We start from the raw sequence: 18,778 nt of genomic DNA, 5'->3' as shown, positions 1-18,778 counted from the left end.
AGAAATGAACAAAACAGAAATTAACCAAGATAGAAACTTAATTTTTGCACCATCTTGCAGAAAGTTGCACCACAAATGCTCATTTATATAAATCTAACAAAAAAATTACATACTACTTTAGGGGTAATTACGTGCCACCCGCGTTTTTTAAAGCATTGAAAAACATGCATTAATTTTTATTTAAATGAACAAAACGTAATCTGGCACCCTCCTTGCTCAACTAAAAACCAAGAGTTAGAAAAAACATTTTTTGTTTTTCTTGATGATTATGAATTGAGTGGAATCTCAACCCGGCATTCATTTACTAACTACTAGAAATTAGATGCTAGTGATGATAACGCCGAGAATAAGGAATGGATTATGAGCAAGAAGAAAATCGTCGTTGTTGGTAACGGCATGGTTGGACACAAATTTATCGACAACATCCTGCAATCAGACAGTGATGAATTTGATGTGATTACTTTTAGTGAAGAGCCAAGGTTAGCGTACGACCGTGTTCAACTGACGGCTTACTTTAATGGTAAAAGTGCTGATGACCTGTCATTGACCAGTGAAGAGTATTACCAAAGTAACGGCGTGAACTACTTGTTGAACCAGAAGGTTGCCAAGCTAGACACTGCCAATCAACAAGTCATCACTGAAAGTGGCCACGTTGAAAGTTACGACAAGCTAATCTTGGCGACGGGCTCTTTCCCTTTTGTTCCCCCTATTCCCGGTAACGACCAAGAACACTGTCACGTTTATCGTACTATTGAAGACTTAGACGCAATTGAACTATCAAGCAAAGGTAGCAAGTCTGGCGTGGTGATTGGTGGTGGTCTGCTTGGCTTAGAGGCCGCAAACGCAGTCAAAAACCTTGGCTTAGAAACCCATGTGGTTGAATTTGCGCCTCGCCTGATGGCGGTTCAATTAGATGACGGTGGCGGTGCCCTATTACGCAGAAAAATTGAAGACCTTGGTGTGCAAGTTCATACCGATAAAGCGACCTCTGAAATAGTCGATGGCGAAAATGCTCGCTACCGTATGAACTTCGCCGATGGCACCCATTTAGAAACCGATATGATCGTATTCTCTGCGGGTATTCGCCCTCAAGATGAGTTAGCAAGAAGCTCTGATGTCGAAATTGGCGAGCGCGGCGGTATTGTCATCAACAACCACTGCCAAACCAATATCGAAAACGTCTACGCCATTGGTGAATGTGCCCTTTGGGATAACAAGATCTTCGGCTTAGTGGCGCCCGGTTATTCGATGGCAAAAATCGCGGCTTCGCATATTGTCTCTGGCGGTACTGACGACGCTGCATTCACTGGCGCAGACATGAGCACTAAGCTCAAACTGCTTGGCGTCGATGTTGCCAGTATTGGTGAAGTACACGGCAAGACAGAAGGCGCTCAATCGTATACCTATAACGATGAAATCGAACAAGTGTATAAGCGCCTAATCATCTCAGCTGACGGCACAAAGATTGTCGGTGCGGTATTGGTCGGTGATGCAGAAGCCTATGGCTCGCTACTGCAAATCAAGCAAAACGATATGCCCCTTCCTGAAAACCCATCAGTGTTGATTTTGCCTAATGTGGCCGATGATTCAGGCTCTGCAATGGGTGTTGAAGCTCTGCCTGATAGCGCTGTGATTTGTTCATGTTTTGATGTGACTAAAGGCGACATTAAAGACGCGGTATCTGCTGGCTGCACCACGATGGCTGCACTGAAAGAAACCACCAATGCTTCAACAGGTTGTGGCGGCTGTTCTGCTCTTGCGAAACAAGTTCTCGATAGCGAACTGAGTAACTTGGGTGTTGAAGTCTCTAACGATATCTGTGAGCACTTTGCTTACTCTCGCCAAGAGCTGACTGACATCATCCGCGTCAACAAAATCAAGACCTTTGATGAGCTGTTAGATTCTCACGGAAACGGATTAGGCTGTACCGTGTGTAAACCTGCTGTCGGTTCGATTCTGGCTTCGTACTGGAACGATTACATCCTTGAAGATCAACACATCGAACTGCAAGACACCAACGACATCTACCTTGGCAACATGCAAAAAGACGGTACCTACTCAGTGGTTCCGCGTATTGCTGGAGGTGAAATCACACCGGATAAATTGATCGTACTTGGTGAAGTCGCTAAAGAGTTCGACCTTTACACCAAGATCACCGGTGGTCAGCGTGTCGACTTGTTTGGCGCACAACTTAACGAACTGCCTATCATCTGGAAAAAGCTGATTGATGCAGGTTTCGAAACGGGTCACGCCTACGGAAAATCGGTTCGTACCGTAAAATCGTGTGTGGGTAGCACTTGGTGTCGATACGGTGTCGACGACAGTGTTGGCTTAGCGATTCGACTAGAGAACCGCTACAAAGGCCTGCGTTCACCACACAAGATCAAGTTTGCGGTTTCTGGCTGCACTCGTGAATGTGCAGAAGCGCAATCGAAAGACATTGGTGTTATCGCAACAGACAAAGGTTGGAACCTTTACATCTGTGGTAACGGCGGCATGCGCCCTCGCCATGCAGACCTATTCGCCACTGATTTGGACGAAACCACACTCCTTAAATACATCGACCGCGTTTTGATGTTCTACACACGTACCGCAGACCGCCTACAACGTACATCGGTATGGATGGAGAACCTTGAAGGCGGCATTGAATACCTCAAGCAAGTCGTGATTGAAGACAAGCTCAACGTTGCTGAAGAACTCGAAGCGGACATCGCACTCAACATCGAGAAGTACCAGTGTGAATGGAAAACCACCATTGAAAGCCCTGAGAAGATAAAGCGCTTCCAGCACTACATCAACAGTGAAGAAATGGACACTAGCCTCTCCTTCATCAAAGAGCGAGAGCAACGCTTTCCTAATCCGAGCTTGAGTGATTCTTCGAATTCACAACGCGATGAAAAGCTTGCTAAAGCCGACCAAATCGAAGTTACGGAAGTTTCGTAAACCGAATGGATGGTGAGTGAATCAGTAACAACTAAACCAATATCGATAGTCGACAGTCGCGCAGCCAAAGAAAACTGCTGTCGGCTATCACCCTAATTAAATTGATTATTAGCTTTATGTTTAGACTAGGAGAAAGTCATGGAAAATTGGACAACCGTATGCAGCACCCGCGACCTAACCCCAAACGGGGGAATTTGCGCCAAAGTAGACGATAACCAAGTGGCTATTTTTTACTGCAAGCGTAGCGACACACTTTATGGGCTCTCTAATTACGACCCCATCGGCAAGGCGAATGTGATGTCACGTGGTATAATTGGTTCATTAAGCGGTGAGCCTTACGTGGCCTCACCTTTATACAAGCAGCATTACCACTTAGAAACTGGCGAATGTCTTGAACAGCCTGATCTCAAGCTCGTGAAGTTTGAAGTTCGCAAGCAAGGAGAGCAAGTACAGGTTCTCGCACCACTTGCTATCGCCAGTTAACTAAACGCCGACATCATCATGTAAACACGTTATAGACGTGAACAATTTCGGCATAGGGTTTAGCCACATTAATGCGTTCGAATTTCGGAAGTAACGCACGAGCTAAAACCGGGTAATTTTCCAGATTTAAAGGATTTAAACCATGGATAACACAAAATTTTCGCTGCTTTCATTTACGGGTAAGATGAAAACCTTACACCTAAGTTGGATGGCCTTTTTTATCACCTTTGTTGTGTGGTTCAACTTTGCCCCACTACTGCAAATGGTAAAAACGTCGCTTGGTCTTTCTACTGAAGAGATCAAAACACTGCTTATTCTCAACGTTGCCTTAACCATTCCGGCGCGTGTCGCGATTGGTATGTTAACCGACCGATACGGCCCTAGATTGGTCTACTCTTCGCTACTCGCCGTCTGTTCAATCCCTTGTTTTATGTTTGCTATGGCAGACTCTTTCATTCAAGCCGCGATTGCACGTTTCCTATTAGGCTTCATCGGTGCAGGCTTCGTGGTCGGCATTCGTCTTGTGTCTGAGTGGTTCCCACACAATGAACTGGGTACGGCTGAAGGTATTTACGGCGGCTGGGGTAACTTCGGTTCAGCAGCGGCAGCATTTACACTTCCAACTCTTGCTCTAGCATTTGGTGGCGAAGATGGTTGGCGTTATGCGGTCGGTATTACTGGCCTTATGAGCTTAGCGTTCTCGTTTGTCTTCTACAAAAACGTATCGGATACACCAAAAGGTTCGACTTACTTCAAGCCAGCTCAAGTAACGGCAATGGAAGTGACATCAAAGGGTGACTTTTTCTTCCTACTCATTATGAAGATCCCGATGTATGCCGCTTTAGCGCTACTGACATGGAAGCTATCACCGAGCAACATCAACATGTTGTCTGACATGGCGGTGTATTCAGTATATGCAGGTTTAGCTGCACTTTACGTGTACGAAGTGTCGCAAGTTTGGAAGGTGAATAAGAACGTATTCAAAGAAGAAGTGCCAGAAATTCACCAGTACAAATTTAAGCAAGTTGCTGTGTTGAACGTGTTGTATTTCGCGACATTTGGTTCTGAACTGGCTGTAGTTTCTATGCTGCCGCTGTTCTTCTCTGAAACCTTTGAATTAACGCCGGTTCTTGCGGGCATGGTTGCATCGGCTTATGCCTTTATGAACCTAATGTCTCGCCCAGGTGGCGGTTGGATTTCAGACAAATTCGGTCGTAAACCAACACTGCTTATTCTGACGATTGGTCTTGCTGTGGGTTACTTTGCAATGGGTCAAGTCGACAGCACATGGCCAGTATGGTTAGCGGTTGTGGCTGCGATGGCGTGTTCTTTCTTCGTGCAAGCGGGTGAAGGTGCGGTGTTTGCAACCGTACCACTGATTAAACGTCGCATGACAGGTCAAATTGCCGGTATGACGGGTGCTTACGGTAACGTGGGTGCGGTGGTTTACCTAACGGTACTTTCATTCGTAAGTTACCAAACCTTCTTCTTAGTGATTGCAGGAACAGCGGTACTTGGCTTCGTTACTCTGATGTTCATGGAAGAGCCTAACGGTCAAATCGCAGAAGTGAACGACGATGGTAGCGTAACCTTGATTAACGTATCGAGCTAACCACTCATTGAATCGGGAGTAGTACCAAGGTGTGTTTCACCACTTTGGTACTGCGTTCAAAGGCTCTGCATTCGCTAGGGCTTTTGTTCTTTCTCAGATGTGCTCTCAAGAAAATGAGAAGACGGCCAGTTAAGAAGAAGACCAGTTATGACAATTTCATTCAGCCAAGGGCAAGTCGTCACGCCGGAATCAAGCAATCAGCTCACACTCAAGTTTGGTGGTTATTCGAATAAAGGCGTACGTGATGAAAACCAAGACGCCATCATTGTAAAACACCCTAAAACTCGTGCTGAGCAAGAGCTAAAAGGCAGTGTTGCTTGTATAGCCGACGGCGCAAGTTGCAGTGAACACGGCCAGAAAGCCAGTCACACCAGCGTGATGCAGTTTATCGACGACTATTACGCCACCCCACAAAGTTGGAGCATTCAGCGTTCAGCACAGAAAGTCTTAACTTCACTCAATTCTTGGCTCTTCAACACGTCTGTTTCTAATATTCATCCCGCACAACAAGTTAACCACAATGCGCTCGTTTCCACCTTTAGCAGCGTGATATTAAAATCGAACACAGCGCATATATTCCATGTTGGCGACAGTCGCATTTACTTACTAAGAGATGGAGAATTACGCCAACTGACCCGTGACCACACCCGTAAAAATATGGGACAGAAGCATTATCTAACACGCGCCTTAGGCATCGATAACCAACTCAACGTTGACTATCAAACGCTTCCTATTAAAAAAAACGACTGTTTTATCCTGACATCTGATGGCGTACACGAGTTTGTGTCTCCAAATACCTTTAAAGAACACATCGATAAGCCCGGTGTAGATTTCGAATACGCCGCTCAAACCATATGTAACACAGCGTTAAGCCATAACAGTTCGGACAACGTAAGCTGCTTGATTGTTCAAGTCAGTCATCTACCTAAACCTTCGCTCATTGAATTCCATGAGAAGCTGGCTAAACGTGCCATCCCACCCGCGTTAAAACTCGGGCAAAGTATCGACAACTTTATGGTGCTTGAGGTGTTGTATGCAGGTTCAAGAAGCCATGTGTACCGAGTGATGCAGAAAGAGACACAAACCGAGTTCGTGTTAAAAGTCCCTTCCGTTCAATATCACGATAGCCCGTCGCAACTCCGAGCCTTCTTTAATGAACAATGGGCGGGCATCTTGCTGAACAATAAGAAGGTAATGAAGGTCTACCCGACGCCAGAGAACTCGCAATTCTTATACCAAATCTGCGAATGGGTAGAAGGCATCACGCTAAGACAATGGATGTACGACAACCCTAAGCCTTCGCTCGAACAGGTTCGCGAGATCCTAGAAAAAATCACACAAGGTATTCGTGTATTACAACGTGCTGACATGGTACACAGAGACTTAAAACCAGAAAACATCATGATTCAGCGTGATGGCGACATCAAGATCATCGACCTTGGTGCGGTATTAGTAAGAGGGATTGAAGAGGGAGAACAAACAGACAAAGACCCAACACCACTCGGCGCGGTAAATTACATCGCACCAGAAAGTATTAAGTACAACACAGCCACCACAAGCTCAGATTTGTTCTCTATCGCGGTGATCGGTTATGAAATGCTAACGGGTGAATTGCCCTACTCTGAAATGAGCGCGCAATCTCTCAAGCAATCACGCCATCACCAATGGGAATACCAACCGTTGACACAAAAACGAACGGATTTACCGGCTTGGATTGATTTGGTTTTACAAAAGGCGTGTGCAGAATCACCGACCGAGCGATATCAGGTTCTAGGCGATTTTGTGGCAGATCTCTACACTCCCAATCAAAATCTATTGAAGCATAAAGCCAAGCAACCTTTGATAAACCGCCACCCAATTCAATTCTGGAAGGTGTTGGCTCTGTTACTCGGCGTTATCGCTATCGTAGAGTTAGTTTTGTTACTAGGCTCTAGCTAACGGTTAAGCTCTGGCTAACCGTCAAACTCTCAATAACTGTTAAACAAAAGCTAGCCTCGTTTGACTAAGCTTCTTGGCACAAGCTCAATCCCGGCTTGGTAACGCTTAGCGGACGCATTTAATGCCAAGGCAAACGCGCTGTCTGCGATGACTTCGAATTGCTGCGGCAGTGAATGAACTTTAAATGGTAAGAAATCCAATAAGCGGTTATCACCAAATGTCGCCAGCTTCACCTGATTCACTAGCTCTGGCTTTTCGACCATCACATCAAGCACACCTTCTAGTAAGGTGTAAGACATAGTGACGATCGCATCAGGGACTGTACCTTTAGCAATCCACTCTTCAAACACTTCTCGTCCAGATTCACGGTCAAAGTGCTCACCGTAACCAACAACGGTTGGCTTATTTTCATCGAGCCCTGTTTGCTGTGTATGAGCCTTATTCGCTGCTTCAAAACCTAACTGACGTTCACGTGAAATGTTCAGTTCAGGCAGTGCACCTATCAAGCCAATGCTATGAATATTGTCATCAAGGATCGAATGCGTCAGCTCAAACGCCGCTTCAAAATCCTCACTGATCACGCAAGCAAAATGCTCGTCGTCTAACGGACGGTCAATCGCGATTACGGGTGTGCCTGAGTTTTGCAGTTTTAAGTAGAATTCGTTAGCGTCTGGCATAGAGCTCGCCACCAGCAAAGCATCAATACGACGGCTCACCAACGCTTCCGCTACTTTGCGTTCAGTTTCGGCGTCATCATCAGAACAACCAATCAGGATTTGATAGCCCACTTTACGTGAGTTCTGCTCTATCAATTTTGCTAAACGCGCGTAACTGCTGTTTTCCAGGTCAGGAATAATCAAACCAAATGAACGGCTATTCCCAGCACGCAGCGACGAAGCAGCATGGTCTGGACGGTAGTTATACTCGTCTACCACCGCCATTACTTTCTGCTGAGTCTTCTCACTGATTCTGTATTTCTGCGCCTTGCCATTAATCACATAGCTGGCCGTGGTTTTCGACACACCGGCTAGTTTGGCAATCTCATCTAGTGTCATATGGGTGACCTGTATTTTGTGCGTAGGATCATATAACCAATCTTCTGATCCTTGGATTAGTTGAATTATATGCTGAATCGATTCAGTATAATAGCTGAAAGGATTCAGCAAAATCTGAAAAGTGACTTCAATCATCCTTTTGAATGGATTGAGCGTCATTTGTCGTGATTCAACTTCTCGTTATGAATGAAACGGAAATTACGACACGCAGCAAAACTATTTTGGTTAACAGAATTGGCTTTGCTGAATTTTTTTACACTGAATGCTGAACCGATTCAGCAAGCATAAAGCAAAGAGCAAGCAAAGAATTAAGCTCCATGAATCTTGCTCTAGACTGAATCGTAGCGATACACAAATTCTCAAGCGATACGCTAAAGAGGCACCATGCTTAAATTATCAAAATCTGACATCACTCTTGGTCAAACGGCCGATGACAAATTCAAAGCTATCCAGAACATTGCTGGCGACCTAACTGCTAAAGGCCTAGTGGATTCTGGCTACGTTGAAGGAATGCTGAACCGTGAAAACCAGAACTCTACTTTCCTAGGCAACGGCATCGCGATTCCTCACGGAACGACTGACACTCGCAACCTAGTAAAAGAGACAGGCGTAGCGGTACACCACTTCCCTGAAGGTATTGATTGGGCAGACGGCAACCGTGTTTACATAGCAATTGGTATTGCAGCGAAATCTGACGAGCACTTAGGCATCCTTAAACAGCTAACTAAAGTTCTAGCGGCAGACGGTGTTGAAGAGAAACTAAAGCAAGCGAAATCAGAAGACGAAATCATCGCCCTACTTAATGGCGAAGTTCAGCTAGAAGCCGACCTAGACGCTTCTTTAGTTCAGCTACTATTCCCTGCAAGCGACATGATTCAAATGTCTGCAGTTGCGGGCGGCCTACTTAAGAACACAGGTTGCACAGACAACGCATTCGTTGCTGACCTAGTAACGAAAACACCGACTCATCTAGGCCAAGGCTTATGGTTGTTGGGCAGCGACAAGGGCGTAACTCGCACTGGCGTATCGTTTGTTTCTACAGCGAACGATTGCGAATTCGAAGGCACACCAGTGAAAGCCCTAGTGGCATTCGCGGCTTGTAACATCGCGCACCAATCAATTCTGGCAAACCTAAGCAAGATGGTTTTCGAAGGTAAACAGCAACAACTGTTAACCGCGGATGCAGCGCAAGTGATTGGCCTTTTGAAAGGTGAAGCGGTTTCTACAGCTTCTCAGGACGATGACAACTGCGCAGTATTCAAAATCAAAAACGCACACGGCCTACACGCTCGTCCGGGCGCAATGCTGGTTGCTGAAGCGAAGAAATTCGAATCAACAATCCGCGTTTCAAACCTAGATGGTGACGGAAAAGAAGTGAACGCGAAGAGCTTGATGAAAGTGATCGCTCTTGGCGTTAAACACGGCCACCAGCTTCAGTTTGTTGCTGAAGGTGATGACGCAGCACAAGCACTTGAATCGATCGGCAAAGCTATCGCTTCAGGCCTTGGCGAAGGTTAAGGAATCGATATGTCTGATAAACAAATCAAAGCCGTTACCGTAACGCTAAACCCTGCTCTGGATCTAACAGGTGCTATCGACGCACTTAACGTCGGTTCAGTGAGCCTAGTAAACAAAGGCTCTCTGCATGCAGCAGGCAAAGGCGTAAACGTAGCAAAAGTGCTTTCAGAGCTTGGCGCTAAAGTGACCGTAACAGGTTTCCTTGGTCGCAATAACGAAGAAGCGTTCTGCCAACTGTTCGAACAGATGGGCGCAACTGACCGCTTTATCCGTGTTGATGGCGCAACTCGTATCAACGTGAAATTGGTAGAAAACTCAGGCCAAGTTAGCGACATCAACTTCCCAGGTGTTCCTGTTGACGCTGAAGCGATTAAAGCGTTTGAAGAAACCTTGCTAGAGCTGGCTGAAGACCACGAATACTTCGTGATTGCAGGCAGCTTGCCACAAGGCGTATCACCAGAGCTTTGCGCTTCTTGGGTTCAACGTTTACACGATTTAGGTAAGAAGGTGCTATTTGATAGCAGCCGTGACGCACTTAAAGCCGGTATCAATGCACAACCTTGGTTAATTAAGCCAAACGATGAAGAGCTGTCTCAACTGTTCAACGCAGAGCTAACCACACGTGACCAATGCCAACACGCGGGCCAAGCCCTAAGTGAAAAAGGTATTGAAAACATCGTGGTATCACTTGGCGCAGAAGGCGTGATGTGGCTAAACCAAGGTGAATGGTTACATGCTCAACCACCGCGCATGCAAGTAGTAAGCACGGTAGGCGCAGGCGACACCTTAGTTGCTGGCCTATGTTGGGGTCACATGCAACAGATGCCAAAAACAGAACTTATTAAATTCGCAACCGCCCTATCTGCTCTAGCAGTTTCACAGGTAGGCGTGGGCATCACCAGCCAACAAGAGCTGGATTCAGTACTACAAAATATCCAATTACAGGCGCTTAGTGCTCCAACTAGCCAGTTAGACACAAGCAAATAGGACAAAAGGTTTATTATGAATATTACCATTATCACAGCTTGCCCAAGTGGCGTAGCAAACAGTATCATCGCCGCAGGCTTGTTAGAGCAAGCGACAAAAGCACTGGGTTGGAACGCCGCTATTGAATGTCAATCAAGCGTGCTACCTGAATCTCCAGTATCACAAGACGCTATCGACAGCAGCGACGTTGTGGTTATCGCAGCTAACACAAACGTTGATAAAGCGCGCCTTGTTGGTAAGAAAGTGTACCAAGCGGCTATCTCAGAATGCACAGCAGATGCAAAAGCATTTCTAGAGAAAGCGGTAGCAGAAGCAACGGTATTAGACGCTTCTCAAGTTGAAAGCACTGTTGAAGTGACAGGTACTTCTGCAAATGCTTCAACAGAAACTACAGGCTGTAAAAAGATCGTAGCGATCACCGCTTGTCCAACGGGTGTTGCACACACCTTTATGGCGGCTGAAGCGCTTGAAGCAGAAGGCAAACGCCTAGGTCACCAAATCAAAGTGGAAACTCGCGGATCTGTAGGTGCGAAGAACCAACTGACAGACCAAGAAATCGCAGACGCTGACCTTGTTATCATCGCAGCAGACATCGACGTTCCACTGGATCGTTTTAACGGCAAAGCGCTATACAAAACAACGACAAGTCCTGCTTTGAAGAAAACAAAGCAAGAGATGGAAAAAGCGTTCGCAGAAGCTAAACCATACCAACACACAGCTTCTTCAAATTCAGCGCCTGCTGACGAGAAGAAAGGCGTGTACAAGCACCTAATGACTGGTGTATCTCACATGCTTCCTGTGGTTGTTGCGGGTGGTTTGATCATCGCTCTTTCTTTCGTATTCGGTATCGAAGCGTTTAAAGAAGAAGGCACACTAGCAGCGGCACTGATGACTATCGGTGGTGGTTCTGCATTCGCACTGATGATTCCTGTTCTTGCTGGTTTCATCGCATTCTCGATTGCTGACCGTCCGGGTCTGGCTCCAGGTCTAATCGGCGGTATGCTGGCTAGCTCAACGGGCGCAGGTTTCCTAGGTGGTATCGCGGCTGGTTTCATTGCGGGTTACTCTGCGAAGTTCATTGCTGACAAAGTTCAGCTTCCACAATCTATGGAAGCGCTTAAACCAATCCTGATCATTCCGTTTATCGCGAGTTTGTTCACTGGCCTTGTGATGGTTTACATCGTAGGTGGTCCTGTTTCTGGCGTAATGAGCGCAATGACAGACTTCCTAAACAACATGGGTACGTCTAACGCGATTCTTCTAGGTGTGATTCTAGGCGCAATGATGTGTTTCGACCTTGGTGGTCCGGTAAACAAAGCCGCTTACACGTTCGGTGTTGGTCTACTGGCTTCACAAACTTACGCACCAATGGCAGCTATCATGGCAGCAGGTATGGTTCCAGCTCTAGGTATGGGCCTTGCAACTTTCCTAGTGAAAGACAAGTTTGAAGCAGGCGAGCGTGAAGCGGGTAAAGCATCATTCGTTCTTGGCCTATGTTTCATCTCTGAAGGTGCGATTCCATTCGCAGCGAAAGATCCAATGCGTGTTATCCCAGCTTGTATGGCAGGTGGTGCACTAACGGGTGCTCTATCAATGATGTTTGGTGCACAGCTAATGGCTCCACACGGCGGTCTATTCGTACTACTGATTCCTGGCGCTATCTCTCCAGTTCTCATGTACCTAGTGGCGATTGCAGCAGGTACGCTAGTTACAGGCTTTGGCTACGCAGCACTTAAAAAGATGAGCAGCTCTAAAGTAACGGCAGAGGCTTAATCCCCCTACTCTGTTAAGCTCCTTCTATAAAGCGGCTTATTATTAAACAAAGGCTCCTCAATTGAGGAGCCTTTTTATTGTTCACCGTATTACGGGATTAAAACGGGTAGCTGAAAAGAGAAGGTCACCCCTTCCACTTCGTCATCATCAATGTGGCGAATCATTTCTACCAAATACCCTTGTACATCCAGCTTTAAGCCTTGTTGTTCAACAGCCTTAAACAGCGCTTCTAAGGCTGTGCTATAAGCCACATCTGAAACCAGATAAACATCGCTACATAAGTAGTAGCCTTCTGGAACGATCTTGTCGTAACGGTCTCTAGCAACTTGCCAGTTTCCGATTTCCGCGTCGATATCATCCCACTTGTTTCTCATCTGTTTTATTGGTGTGGTACCCATGAGTTGTGTCGATTTTTTGCCATACATCTCAAATACGGTATCCCAATCTGGGTCGTCTAGTTTAAGCTTCTGCATACCGCGTTCTGGATACCAAACCAGTTCGGTCGGCATAGACTTAACCAATTCTTTTTCCATTGAAGACTGCACACCCGGATGCGCCAATCTCTGAATGAAATCCGCCGTCTCCTTAGGTGTCGCGTTGTAGCCCATTTCTCGAATGTGCTTTGCCGTAACCCCTAATTCACGCTTAAGCGCCTTACCTAAAGACTGCGACGATGAGAAGCCACAATACTGAGCTATTTCAATCACGCTCCACGGCTCATCATTGATCAGCAAGCCCACTGCGATTTGTAATCGAACGCGACTCAGATACTGACCCGGTGTTTCATTGAACAGCTCAGTAAATTGACGATGAAAGTGATAAGGAGAAATTGCACTTTCGGTTGCTATCTCTTCCCATGTACGACGCTCACCCCACTCTTCATGCATTAAAGTAAGCGCATGACTAAAGCGTTTTTGAAGATGCTCTGGCAAAGATTCAATCAATGCAATCTCAGGCACCAGTTTAAAACCGGGCACCAATTGATAATCAGGTTTGCTCTGTTGCGTCATACGATCTTTGTTCTCAGGCATAGAAGCTCTTGTATCTGTCGACTTGATTGAATTCGATCGCTTGGCTTCACTATCGTCTTTGTCCTTTATAAAATCAATCACGAGCGCTCCAAACTGAGTTCTTCTAATGCATCTTGTTCACGTGGTTCTTGTGCAATTAGATTTTCAACCTGAGGCGGCTTGCAGCAAAACAGGCCAAGCAGCACGGGGATCAAAATCAGCGTTACTGCAGTGGCAAACAATTCTCCAAACACCAGTGAGACCGCAGCAGGCTTCAAGTATTGTGCTTGTTCCGCAGTTTCACTTAGTAATGGCAACAACCCACACACAGTGGTTATCGTGGTTAAGAAGATAGCTCTCAAACGGCTAGTACCGGCAATCACTAACGCTTGCTGTAATGGCACGCCTTGGCGATATTCAGCATTAAAACGCGTGATCAGCACCAACGAATCGTTAATCACGATCCCCGTCATGGCCATCATTCCGAACATCGAAAGAATACTGATCGGCAAGTCCATCAAGTAGTGACCAAAAATCGCGCCTGTGAATCCAAACGGTATGACCGCCATGATGATCATTGGTTGCCAGTAAGACTTCAAAGGCACCGCCAACAAGATGTAGATCATCAGCAAAGTCAGAATCATTGCCGATTTAAAGCCATCCGACACTTCCCCTATCTCTTCAAACTCACCGCCCGCTTTTATCGTCACACTTGGAAACTGTAAGTGCAGAGATTCAATCATATCTTCGAGTTGCTCACGAGTTTTCTCCGGTGATTGCAGATCTCGGTTCTGCTTCCAATGCAGGTTAATCACTTGCTCTCGGTCGCGGCGGTAAACCACTTGCGGTTCTTGCTCGTGACGAAACTCAGCAATATCACCCATCATCACGCTTCCGCCATTAGGTAACATGATAATTGCTTGTTGTAGCTGAGCTAAGGTTCTGCGCTCCTCTCTTGGATATTGCAGCAGCACCTTGGTCTCTTGCCCGTTTTCTAACAGGCGATGGACTTCTCTTTCGCCAAACGCTTCGCCTGCTAGCTGAGCCAGTTTCGCTTGAGTTAACCCTAACTGCTGGCCATATTGATTCAATACCAAGCGTACTTGCGGTAAACCATCCTGACCATCGTCGTAGACATCCGATACGCCTTTCAACGAAGTCAAAGTATCCGCGAGCTCCTCGCTAACTAGAGAAGCAAGCTCACGATCATTGGAAGAGATCGTTAAGAATGTTCCACCAGCAGGTTCCTCTGCCGCGCTGAACTTAACCGAATAAGCGCCTTCGATTTGGCCTGTGTTTTCTCTCCATCGCTTCAACAATAAATTACCCGGCAGTGAGCTTAAAGACTCGTTAGTAAGCTCAGCCGTCACTTCAATTTCACCATAGCCATCAGACCAAGCAAGCAGGTTCACCACGGGCTTTTCTTGTAATGGGTAATCGTCCATCAAGCCTTTTTCTACTTGTGTCATTGCTTGCTCAACTTGCAACAAGGCTTGGCGCTGTAAAGGCAACGGTGCGCCATCTTCCAACTCAATAACCGCGGTGATGTAACGCCCCGGAATTTCAGGGAACAATGCACTGCGAATCGCACCGTTAGACCACATGCCGTAGGCCAGTGAGATAGCTGCCACAAACCCAAGTAAAGACGCGACTTTGTAGCCAAGTGCAAACTCCAATACTGGCTTGTAGATGTTGAGATTAAACCACTGTAACCCGCCTTGGGCGGCATTCTGAACCTTGGCAAAAATACTTGTGGATGGCTTTTTCACAGAAAGCTGAGCCAAGTGCGACGGTAGAATGAATTTGCTTTCAATCAGAGAGAAGAGCAAAGCGAAGATCACCACTGCCGAAAACCCAGCAAGCACCTTAGCTAATTCATTATTAATCCAAAGCATTGGAGAAAATGCAGCAATGGTCGTTAGCACACCAAATACAGTCGCCACCGACACAGAATGCACGCCCTGCCAAGCGGCTATCTTTCCGTTTATATTAGAAAGACCGTTTATATTTGAGGAGCCATTGAGCTTTGGGGCACCAGAATGACCAGCGTTTCCCGTACGTTTGTCATGTATCGCTTCACCTACGACAACCGCATCATCCACCAACACACCGAGCACCAAGATAAAACCAAACAAGGTGATGTCGTTGATGCTGTAATTAAAAAGCTGCATTGCGGCGAGCGTCCCTGTCAGCGCAATCGGAATCCCCATCGCGACCCAAAACGCGAGCCTAATCTCAAGAAAGATCCCAAGTAGAACGACGACGATCAATAAGCCTTGCCATGCATTATCACTCAAACGAAATAGCTGCTCTTCAATGTAAGGCGCCATGTCAGCCATGGTATTCAACTCAATATCCGACGGCAAAATCGCGCGTTGGGCATCCAGTGTTTTGCTGATCGCTTCGCTGACTTTGAGCAGGTTGTCGGTTTGGCTCGTACTGACCAATAATGCAATGGCGTTAGAGCCGTTGTTACGCACGATAGAGCCACTGTATTGGTAACCACGACTTAACTTGGCGATATCACCCAGCAGTATTTTTCCGTTGCTTCCTGAAATCACAACAAGCTGATTCAACTTCTGTAAATCATCGGCATAACCGTCACCACGAATCACCATTCGGCCTTTGTCGCTAATTAGCTCACCACTACGAGATTCAAGCGAACGCTGCTCTACGAGTCTTGCTAGATCTTCCAAGCTCAGCCCTAACGCTTTCAGTTGGTCAGGATCAGGCTCGATAACCAATTGAGGCGTTCGAGTTCCCCAGTTTGATACCTTGGAAATTTGAGGGTTCTTCTTCAGCGCTTGCTCAAGTTGCTTGGCAATTGGTAGTAATTCATCATCGGTTCTTGGACCTGACACCACCACAAACGCCGCTAAGTTGGTAAATTCATTACGCACCACTTGCGGTCTTTCTGCTTGCACGGGAAAGCCGTTGATGGCGTTAACTTGGTTACGAATGTCATCCAGGAGCTTGTCTAAATCTGTGCTGTTGGTTTTACGTACCACGACTCGTGACATTCCAGCACTCGATTGGCTGGTGATCTGTTTGATGCCAGCAATTCCGCTGATCGACTCTTCGATTCGTTGCGTCACGCTCTCATCAATCTGTTGTGCGGTACCGCCAGGATAAGCCACAGTAATACTGATTGATGATGGTGCAATTTGTGGGAACGACTCAACACGCAGTTGTCCAAATGCTAATACGCCACTGATCACAATCGCCATCATCAGCAGATTGGCAGCGACTGGGTTATTAATGAACCATTTTGTCATCCAACTCATTGGTTTGATTCCTTAATCTGAGCTGCATCAGATTTACCCGCGAGCATGGCTTCAGAATGGACTCCATTGAACCTAGGCGCGACTTGTTTACCGTTAAGCATGGAAGAAAGCGGATATTGCACCACACGGCGAGCCTCATCACTTCGATCATTGAAGCGAATATCAAGCTCTCGGCTGCCTTGCCCAATAAGCGTTACCGACTCTTTTCGTAAGCGATCTTCTGTATCCAATGTCCACACATACCCGTCTCGCGTCATCGCACTCAAAGGTACGCTTATGACGTCATCTTGTAGACCGAGGTTAACTTCGGCCTGAACCTGCTGATTAGGGAATAGCCTAAGCTTGTCTTGGTAAGGGTTTTCAACCGATAGCACAACTTGCCTTTGACGCGTCACCAAATCCACTTCAGGCGATACATAACGCACCTTCGCGGGCCATTGATTCCCAGAGCGACTCACGACACGAATACTTGGCTTAACCAAAGCAGCTTGCACTTGCTGCCAATGCATTTCAGAGATTGGAAGCTCGACATCAATCGAATCACTAGCGGCTAATTCAAAAGTCACTTGCCCAGCTTCTACCCACTCTCTTGGGCTAATGTGGCGCTTCATGATAACCGCATCAAAAGGCGCGGTGATCGTCGACTCTTCCACTAGCTTCTTCGCACTTACGTAAGCCTGTTTGGCTTGTTGTAGGTTGGCTTTCGCTGCGTGCAAAGGATGATCTTGTTTTTGGGTTGAGCATTTTGAGCGCGACGGTCTGTTCATGCTTAGTCTGTTTCAATTCCAGCTCCGCTTGCTTTAACGCACTTAACGCTTGCGCCAAGTTCGCATCAACGGCGCTGGTATCTAGCCTCGCCAACACATCGCCCTTATTCACTAGCTGTCCCGGTTCAATATTTTCATTCAGCCATTTTAGTTGTGCGCTACTCGACGCTTTCAGCTGAATTGGCCAACGAGCAGCAGTTAAGCCTAATACCGTTAACGTCGATTCTAGCTGCGAGGGTGTCACCTCCAATACAGAGACCGGTGCTAATACTGCTTGCTTCTTCACTGGTTCTGCTGCCTCGGGTTCTAATTCATCGACAACAATCAAGGCAACAAAGATAGCCGCACAACCGACTAATACCGAAAGTGGCTTTTTAAATTTCATAAGGCATCTCCTTGGTAGCCTGTTGGACGAAGGTATGATTGAGTCGCTGACTGATTTCCGTAAGGCGAGAAAGGGTTTGTAGCGTAATTGGTAGCATCACTGCGGTTTCAACAAACTCCAGTGAGTAGGTAACGATGGAGAACACTTGCCCTGCAGTCGGCTCGATAAGCTGACTCACCATCCACAAGTTCCCCACTACCGCGCCAAACAACACGGTAAAGATCAGTCCGTAGACAATGGCCTCGGTGTCTGAGAGTTTGATTTCACACTGTTTTAGTCGCTCAAAGTGCCAACGAAGCGCTGATAAGCGAACACCACTCAGCAACTGAACCTGCTGTTCAACTTGATCGTTAAATTGGCCGTTAAGTTGGGTAAAGGTTCGGTGGAACACGCCATAAATCGCTAGCATCGACAGGCCGGCAAGCAACATGCAAAGCGCCAATGAGAAATGGAATGTAGAGAGAATCACCACAGTCGCAACAAGCTGAACCACAGCCGTCATCAAAGCAGGTAAATCGTCTTCTAAGAAATCAACCAGCTCACGCGACATGGTGAGTCGAGCGTCTTTGGTCGAAATAGATAAACCGCGTAGATTGCGCTCAACGATATTTGCCAGTTTGACCCGAATCGCCCCATAAACACGGGTATCGTAAAAACGACGAACAACACTGATGATTACCAGCACAAAAAGAATCGCAGCCAGCATCGTCAAAGGCTGGAAGCTTTGGTTTAACACGCCATCGATGGCGTAACCAATAAACAATGGCAACAGAATAAGCATCACGTTTTCAGCCAAAACCATTAACCAAGTCGCAGCAACCTTTAATGGGTTAAGCCGAATAATCGTTAGCAAAGAGATGGGATGTTTGAATAGCATTATTGAGCCCATAAATGAATATGGCGTCAGTATTACCAATCCCACATGGAAAAAAGTGTCCCAAATTGCTGTATTAGAAATAACACGCAACCCAAAGGGAAATGGCTCCAGTAAATGGAGTGTTTGATGTATTAGCTAACTGAGGA

The 18,778-nt window shown here is 46.5% G+C and carries 11 protein-coding genes and 1 pseudogene; 7 read left to right on the top strand and 5 right to left on the bottom strand.

Annotated elements, in window-relative coordinates; translation table 11 throughout:
* Window positions 1-360 precede the first annotated feature (360 nt).
* From nirB to OC193_RS17545, 4 genes are all read left to right on the top strand, one after another.
* Window positions 361-2,943, top strand: a complete 2,583-nt coding sequence (nirB, locus tag OC193_RS17560; RefSeq protein ID WP_048663407.1) for a nitrite reductase large subunit NirB — start codon at window positions 361-363, stop codon at window positions 2,941-2,943.
* A gap of 138 nt (window positions 2,944-3,081) precedes the next feature.
* A complete protein-coding gene (gene nirD, locus OC193_RS17555) occupies window positions 3,082-3,426 on the top strand; it encodes a nitrite reductase small subunit NirD (protein ID WP_048660354.1) in 345 nt (114 codons plus the stop codon).
* 142 nt (window positions 3,427-3,568) lie between these two features.
* Complete coding sequence (locus tag OC193_RS17550; protein ID WP_048663406.1) at window positions 3,569-5,038, top strand: NarK family nitrate/nitrite MFS transporter; 1,470 nt, start codon at window positions 3,569-3,571, stop codon at window positions 5,036-5,038.
* Window positions 5,039-5,185: 147 nt separating this feature from the next.
* Window positions 5,186-6,976, top strand: coding sequence for a bifunctional protein-serine/threonine kinase/phosphatase (locus tag OC193_RS17545; RefSeq protein ID WP_048663405.1), 1,791 nt, complete (start codon window positions 5,186-5,188; stop codon window positions 6,974-6,976).
* Window positions 6,977-7,026: 50 nt separating this feature from the next.
* On the opposite strand, the gene cra is transcribed toward OC193_RS17545, so the two are convergent.
* Complete coding sequence (gene cra, locus OC193_RS17540) at window positions 7,027-8,031, bottom strand: catabolite repressor/activator (protein WP_048663404.1); 1,005 nt, start codon at window positions 8,029-8,031, stop codon at window positions 7,027-7,029.
* A 384-nt stretch (window positions 8,032-8,415) separates the two neighbouring features.
* Here cra and fruB point away from each other — a divergent pair, with 384 nt between their 5' ends.
* The 3 genes from fruB to fruA are packed head-to-tail and all read left to right on the top strand — an operon-like array spanning window position 8,416 to window position 12,309.
* Entirely contained in the window at window positions 8,416-9,549 is a 1,134-nt protein-coding gene (gene fruB, locus OC193_RS17535; protein ID WP_048663403.1) for a fused PTS fructose transporter subunit IIA/HPr protein, read from the top strand.
* A gap of 9 nt (window positions 9,550-9,558) precedes the next feature.
* Window positions 9,559-10,536, top strand: coding sequence for a 1-phosphofructokinase (gene pfkB, locus OC193_RS17530; protein WP_048663402.1), 978 nt, complete (start codon window positions 9,559-9,561; stop codon window positions 10,534-10,536).
* A 15-nt stretch (window positions 10,537-10,551) separates the two neighbouring features.
* Window positions 10,552-12,309 carry a PTS fructose transporter subunit IIBC gene (fruA, locus tag OC193_RS17525; protein WP_048663401.1) on the top strand — a complete coding sequence of 586 codons (1,758 nt, stop codon included), beginning with the start codon at window positions 10,552-10,554 and terminating at the stop codon, window positions 12,307-12,309.
* An 89-nt stretch (window positions 12,310-12,398) separates the two neighbouring features.
* On the opposite strand, the gene OC193_RS17520 is transcribed toward fruA, so the two are convergent.
* From OC193_RS17520 to OC193_RS17505, 4 genes and pseudogenes are all read right to left on the bottom strand, one after another.
* Window positions 12,399-13,421, bottom strand: coding sequence for a helix-turn-helix transcriptional regulator (locus OC193_RS17520; protein WP_048663399.1), 1,023 nt, complete (start codon window positions 13,419-13,421; stop codon window positions 12,399-12,401).
* On the bottom strand, window positions 13,418-16,603 hold the full coding sequence (locus OC193_RS17515; RefSeq protein WP_048663398.1) for an efflux RND transporter permease subunit: 3,186 nt from the start codon (window positions 16,601-16,603) through the stop codon (window positions 13,418-13,420). Before OC193_RS17515 ends, OC193_RS17520 begins: the two co-directional genes overlap by 4 nt.
* Window positions 16,600-17,755 (bottom strand): annotated as a pseudogene (locus OC193_RS17510) (efflux RND transporter periplasmic adaptor subunit). Before OC193_RS17510 ends, OC193_RS17515 begins: the two are co-directional and overlap by 4 nt.
* Window positions 17,745-18,632, bottom strand: a complete 888-nt coding sequence (locus OC193_RS17505; protein WP_048663397.1) for an ABC transporter six-transmembrane domain-containing protein — start codon at window positions 18,630-18,632, stop codon at window positions 17,745-17,747. The pseudogene OC193_RS17510 and the gene OC193_RS17505 overlap by 11 nt, the downstream one beginning before the upstream one ends.
* Window positions 18,633-18,778 lie beyond the last annotated feature (146 nt).

The sequence above is a fragment of the Vibrio crassostreae genome, assembly GCF_024347415.1.
Taxonomy (GTDB): Bacteria; Pseudomonadota; Gammaproteobacteria; order Enterobacterales; family Vibrionaceae; genus Vibrio; species Vibrio crassostreae.
The sequence above is the reverse complement of the archived record's forward strand: the minus strand, read 5'-3'. Positions and strand labels throughout refer to the sequence as shown.

Bases quoted from the DNA above. Each gene is read 5' to 3' on its own strand.
- nirB (WP_048663407.1), top strand. From the start codon at position 361: ATGAGCAAGAAGAAAATCGTCGTTGTTGGTAACGGCATGGTTGGACAC.
- nirD (WP_048660354.1), top strand. From the start codon at position 3,082: ATGGAAAATTGGACAACCGTATGCAGCACCCGCGACCTAACCCCAAAC.
- OC193_RS17550 (WP_048663406.1), top strand. From the start codon at position 3,569: ATGGATAACACAAAATTTTCGCTGCTTTCATTTACGGGTAAGATGAAA.
- OC193_RS17545 (WP_048663405.1), top strand. From the start codon at position 5,186: ATGACAATTTCATTCAGCCAAGGGCAAGTCGTCACGCCGGAATCAAGC.
- cra (WP_048663404.1), bottom strand. From the start codon at position 8,031: ATGACACTAGATGAGATTGCCAAACTAGCCGGTGTGTCGAAAACCACG.
- fruB (WP_048663403.1), top strand. From the start codon at position 8,416: ATGCTTAAATTATCAAAATCTGACATCACTCTTGGTCAAACGGCCGAT.
- pfkB (WP_048663402.1), top strand. From the start codon at position 9,559: ATGTCTGATAAACAAATCAAAGCCGTTACCGTAACGCTAAACCCTGCT.
- fruA (WP_048663401.1), top strand. From the start codon at position 10,552: ATGAATATTACCATTATCACAGCTTGCCCAAGTGGCGTAGCAAACAGT.
- OC193_RS17515 (WP_048663398.1), bottom strand. From the start codon at position 16,603: ATGAGTTGGATGACAAAATGGTTCATTAATAACCCAGTCGCTGCCAAT.
- OC193_RS17505 (WP_048663397.1), bottom strand. From the start codon at position 18,632: ATGCTATTCAAACATCCCATCTCTTTGCTAACGATTATTCGGCTTAAC.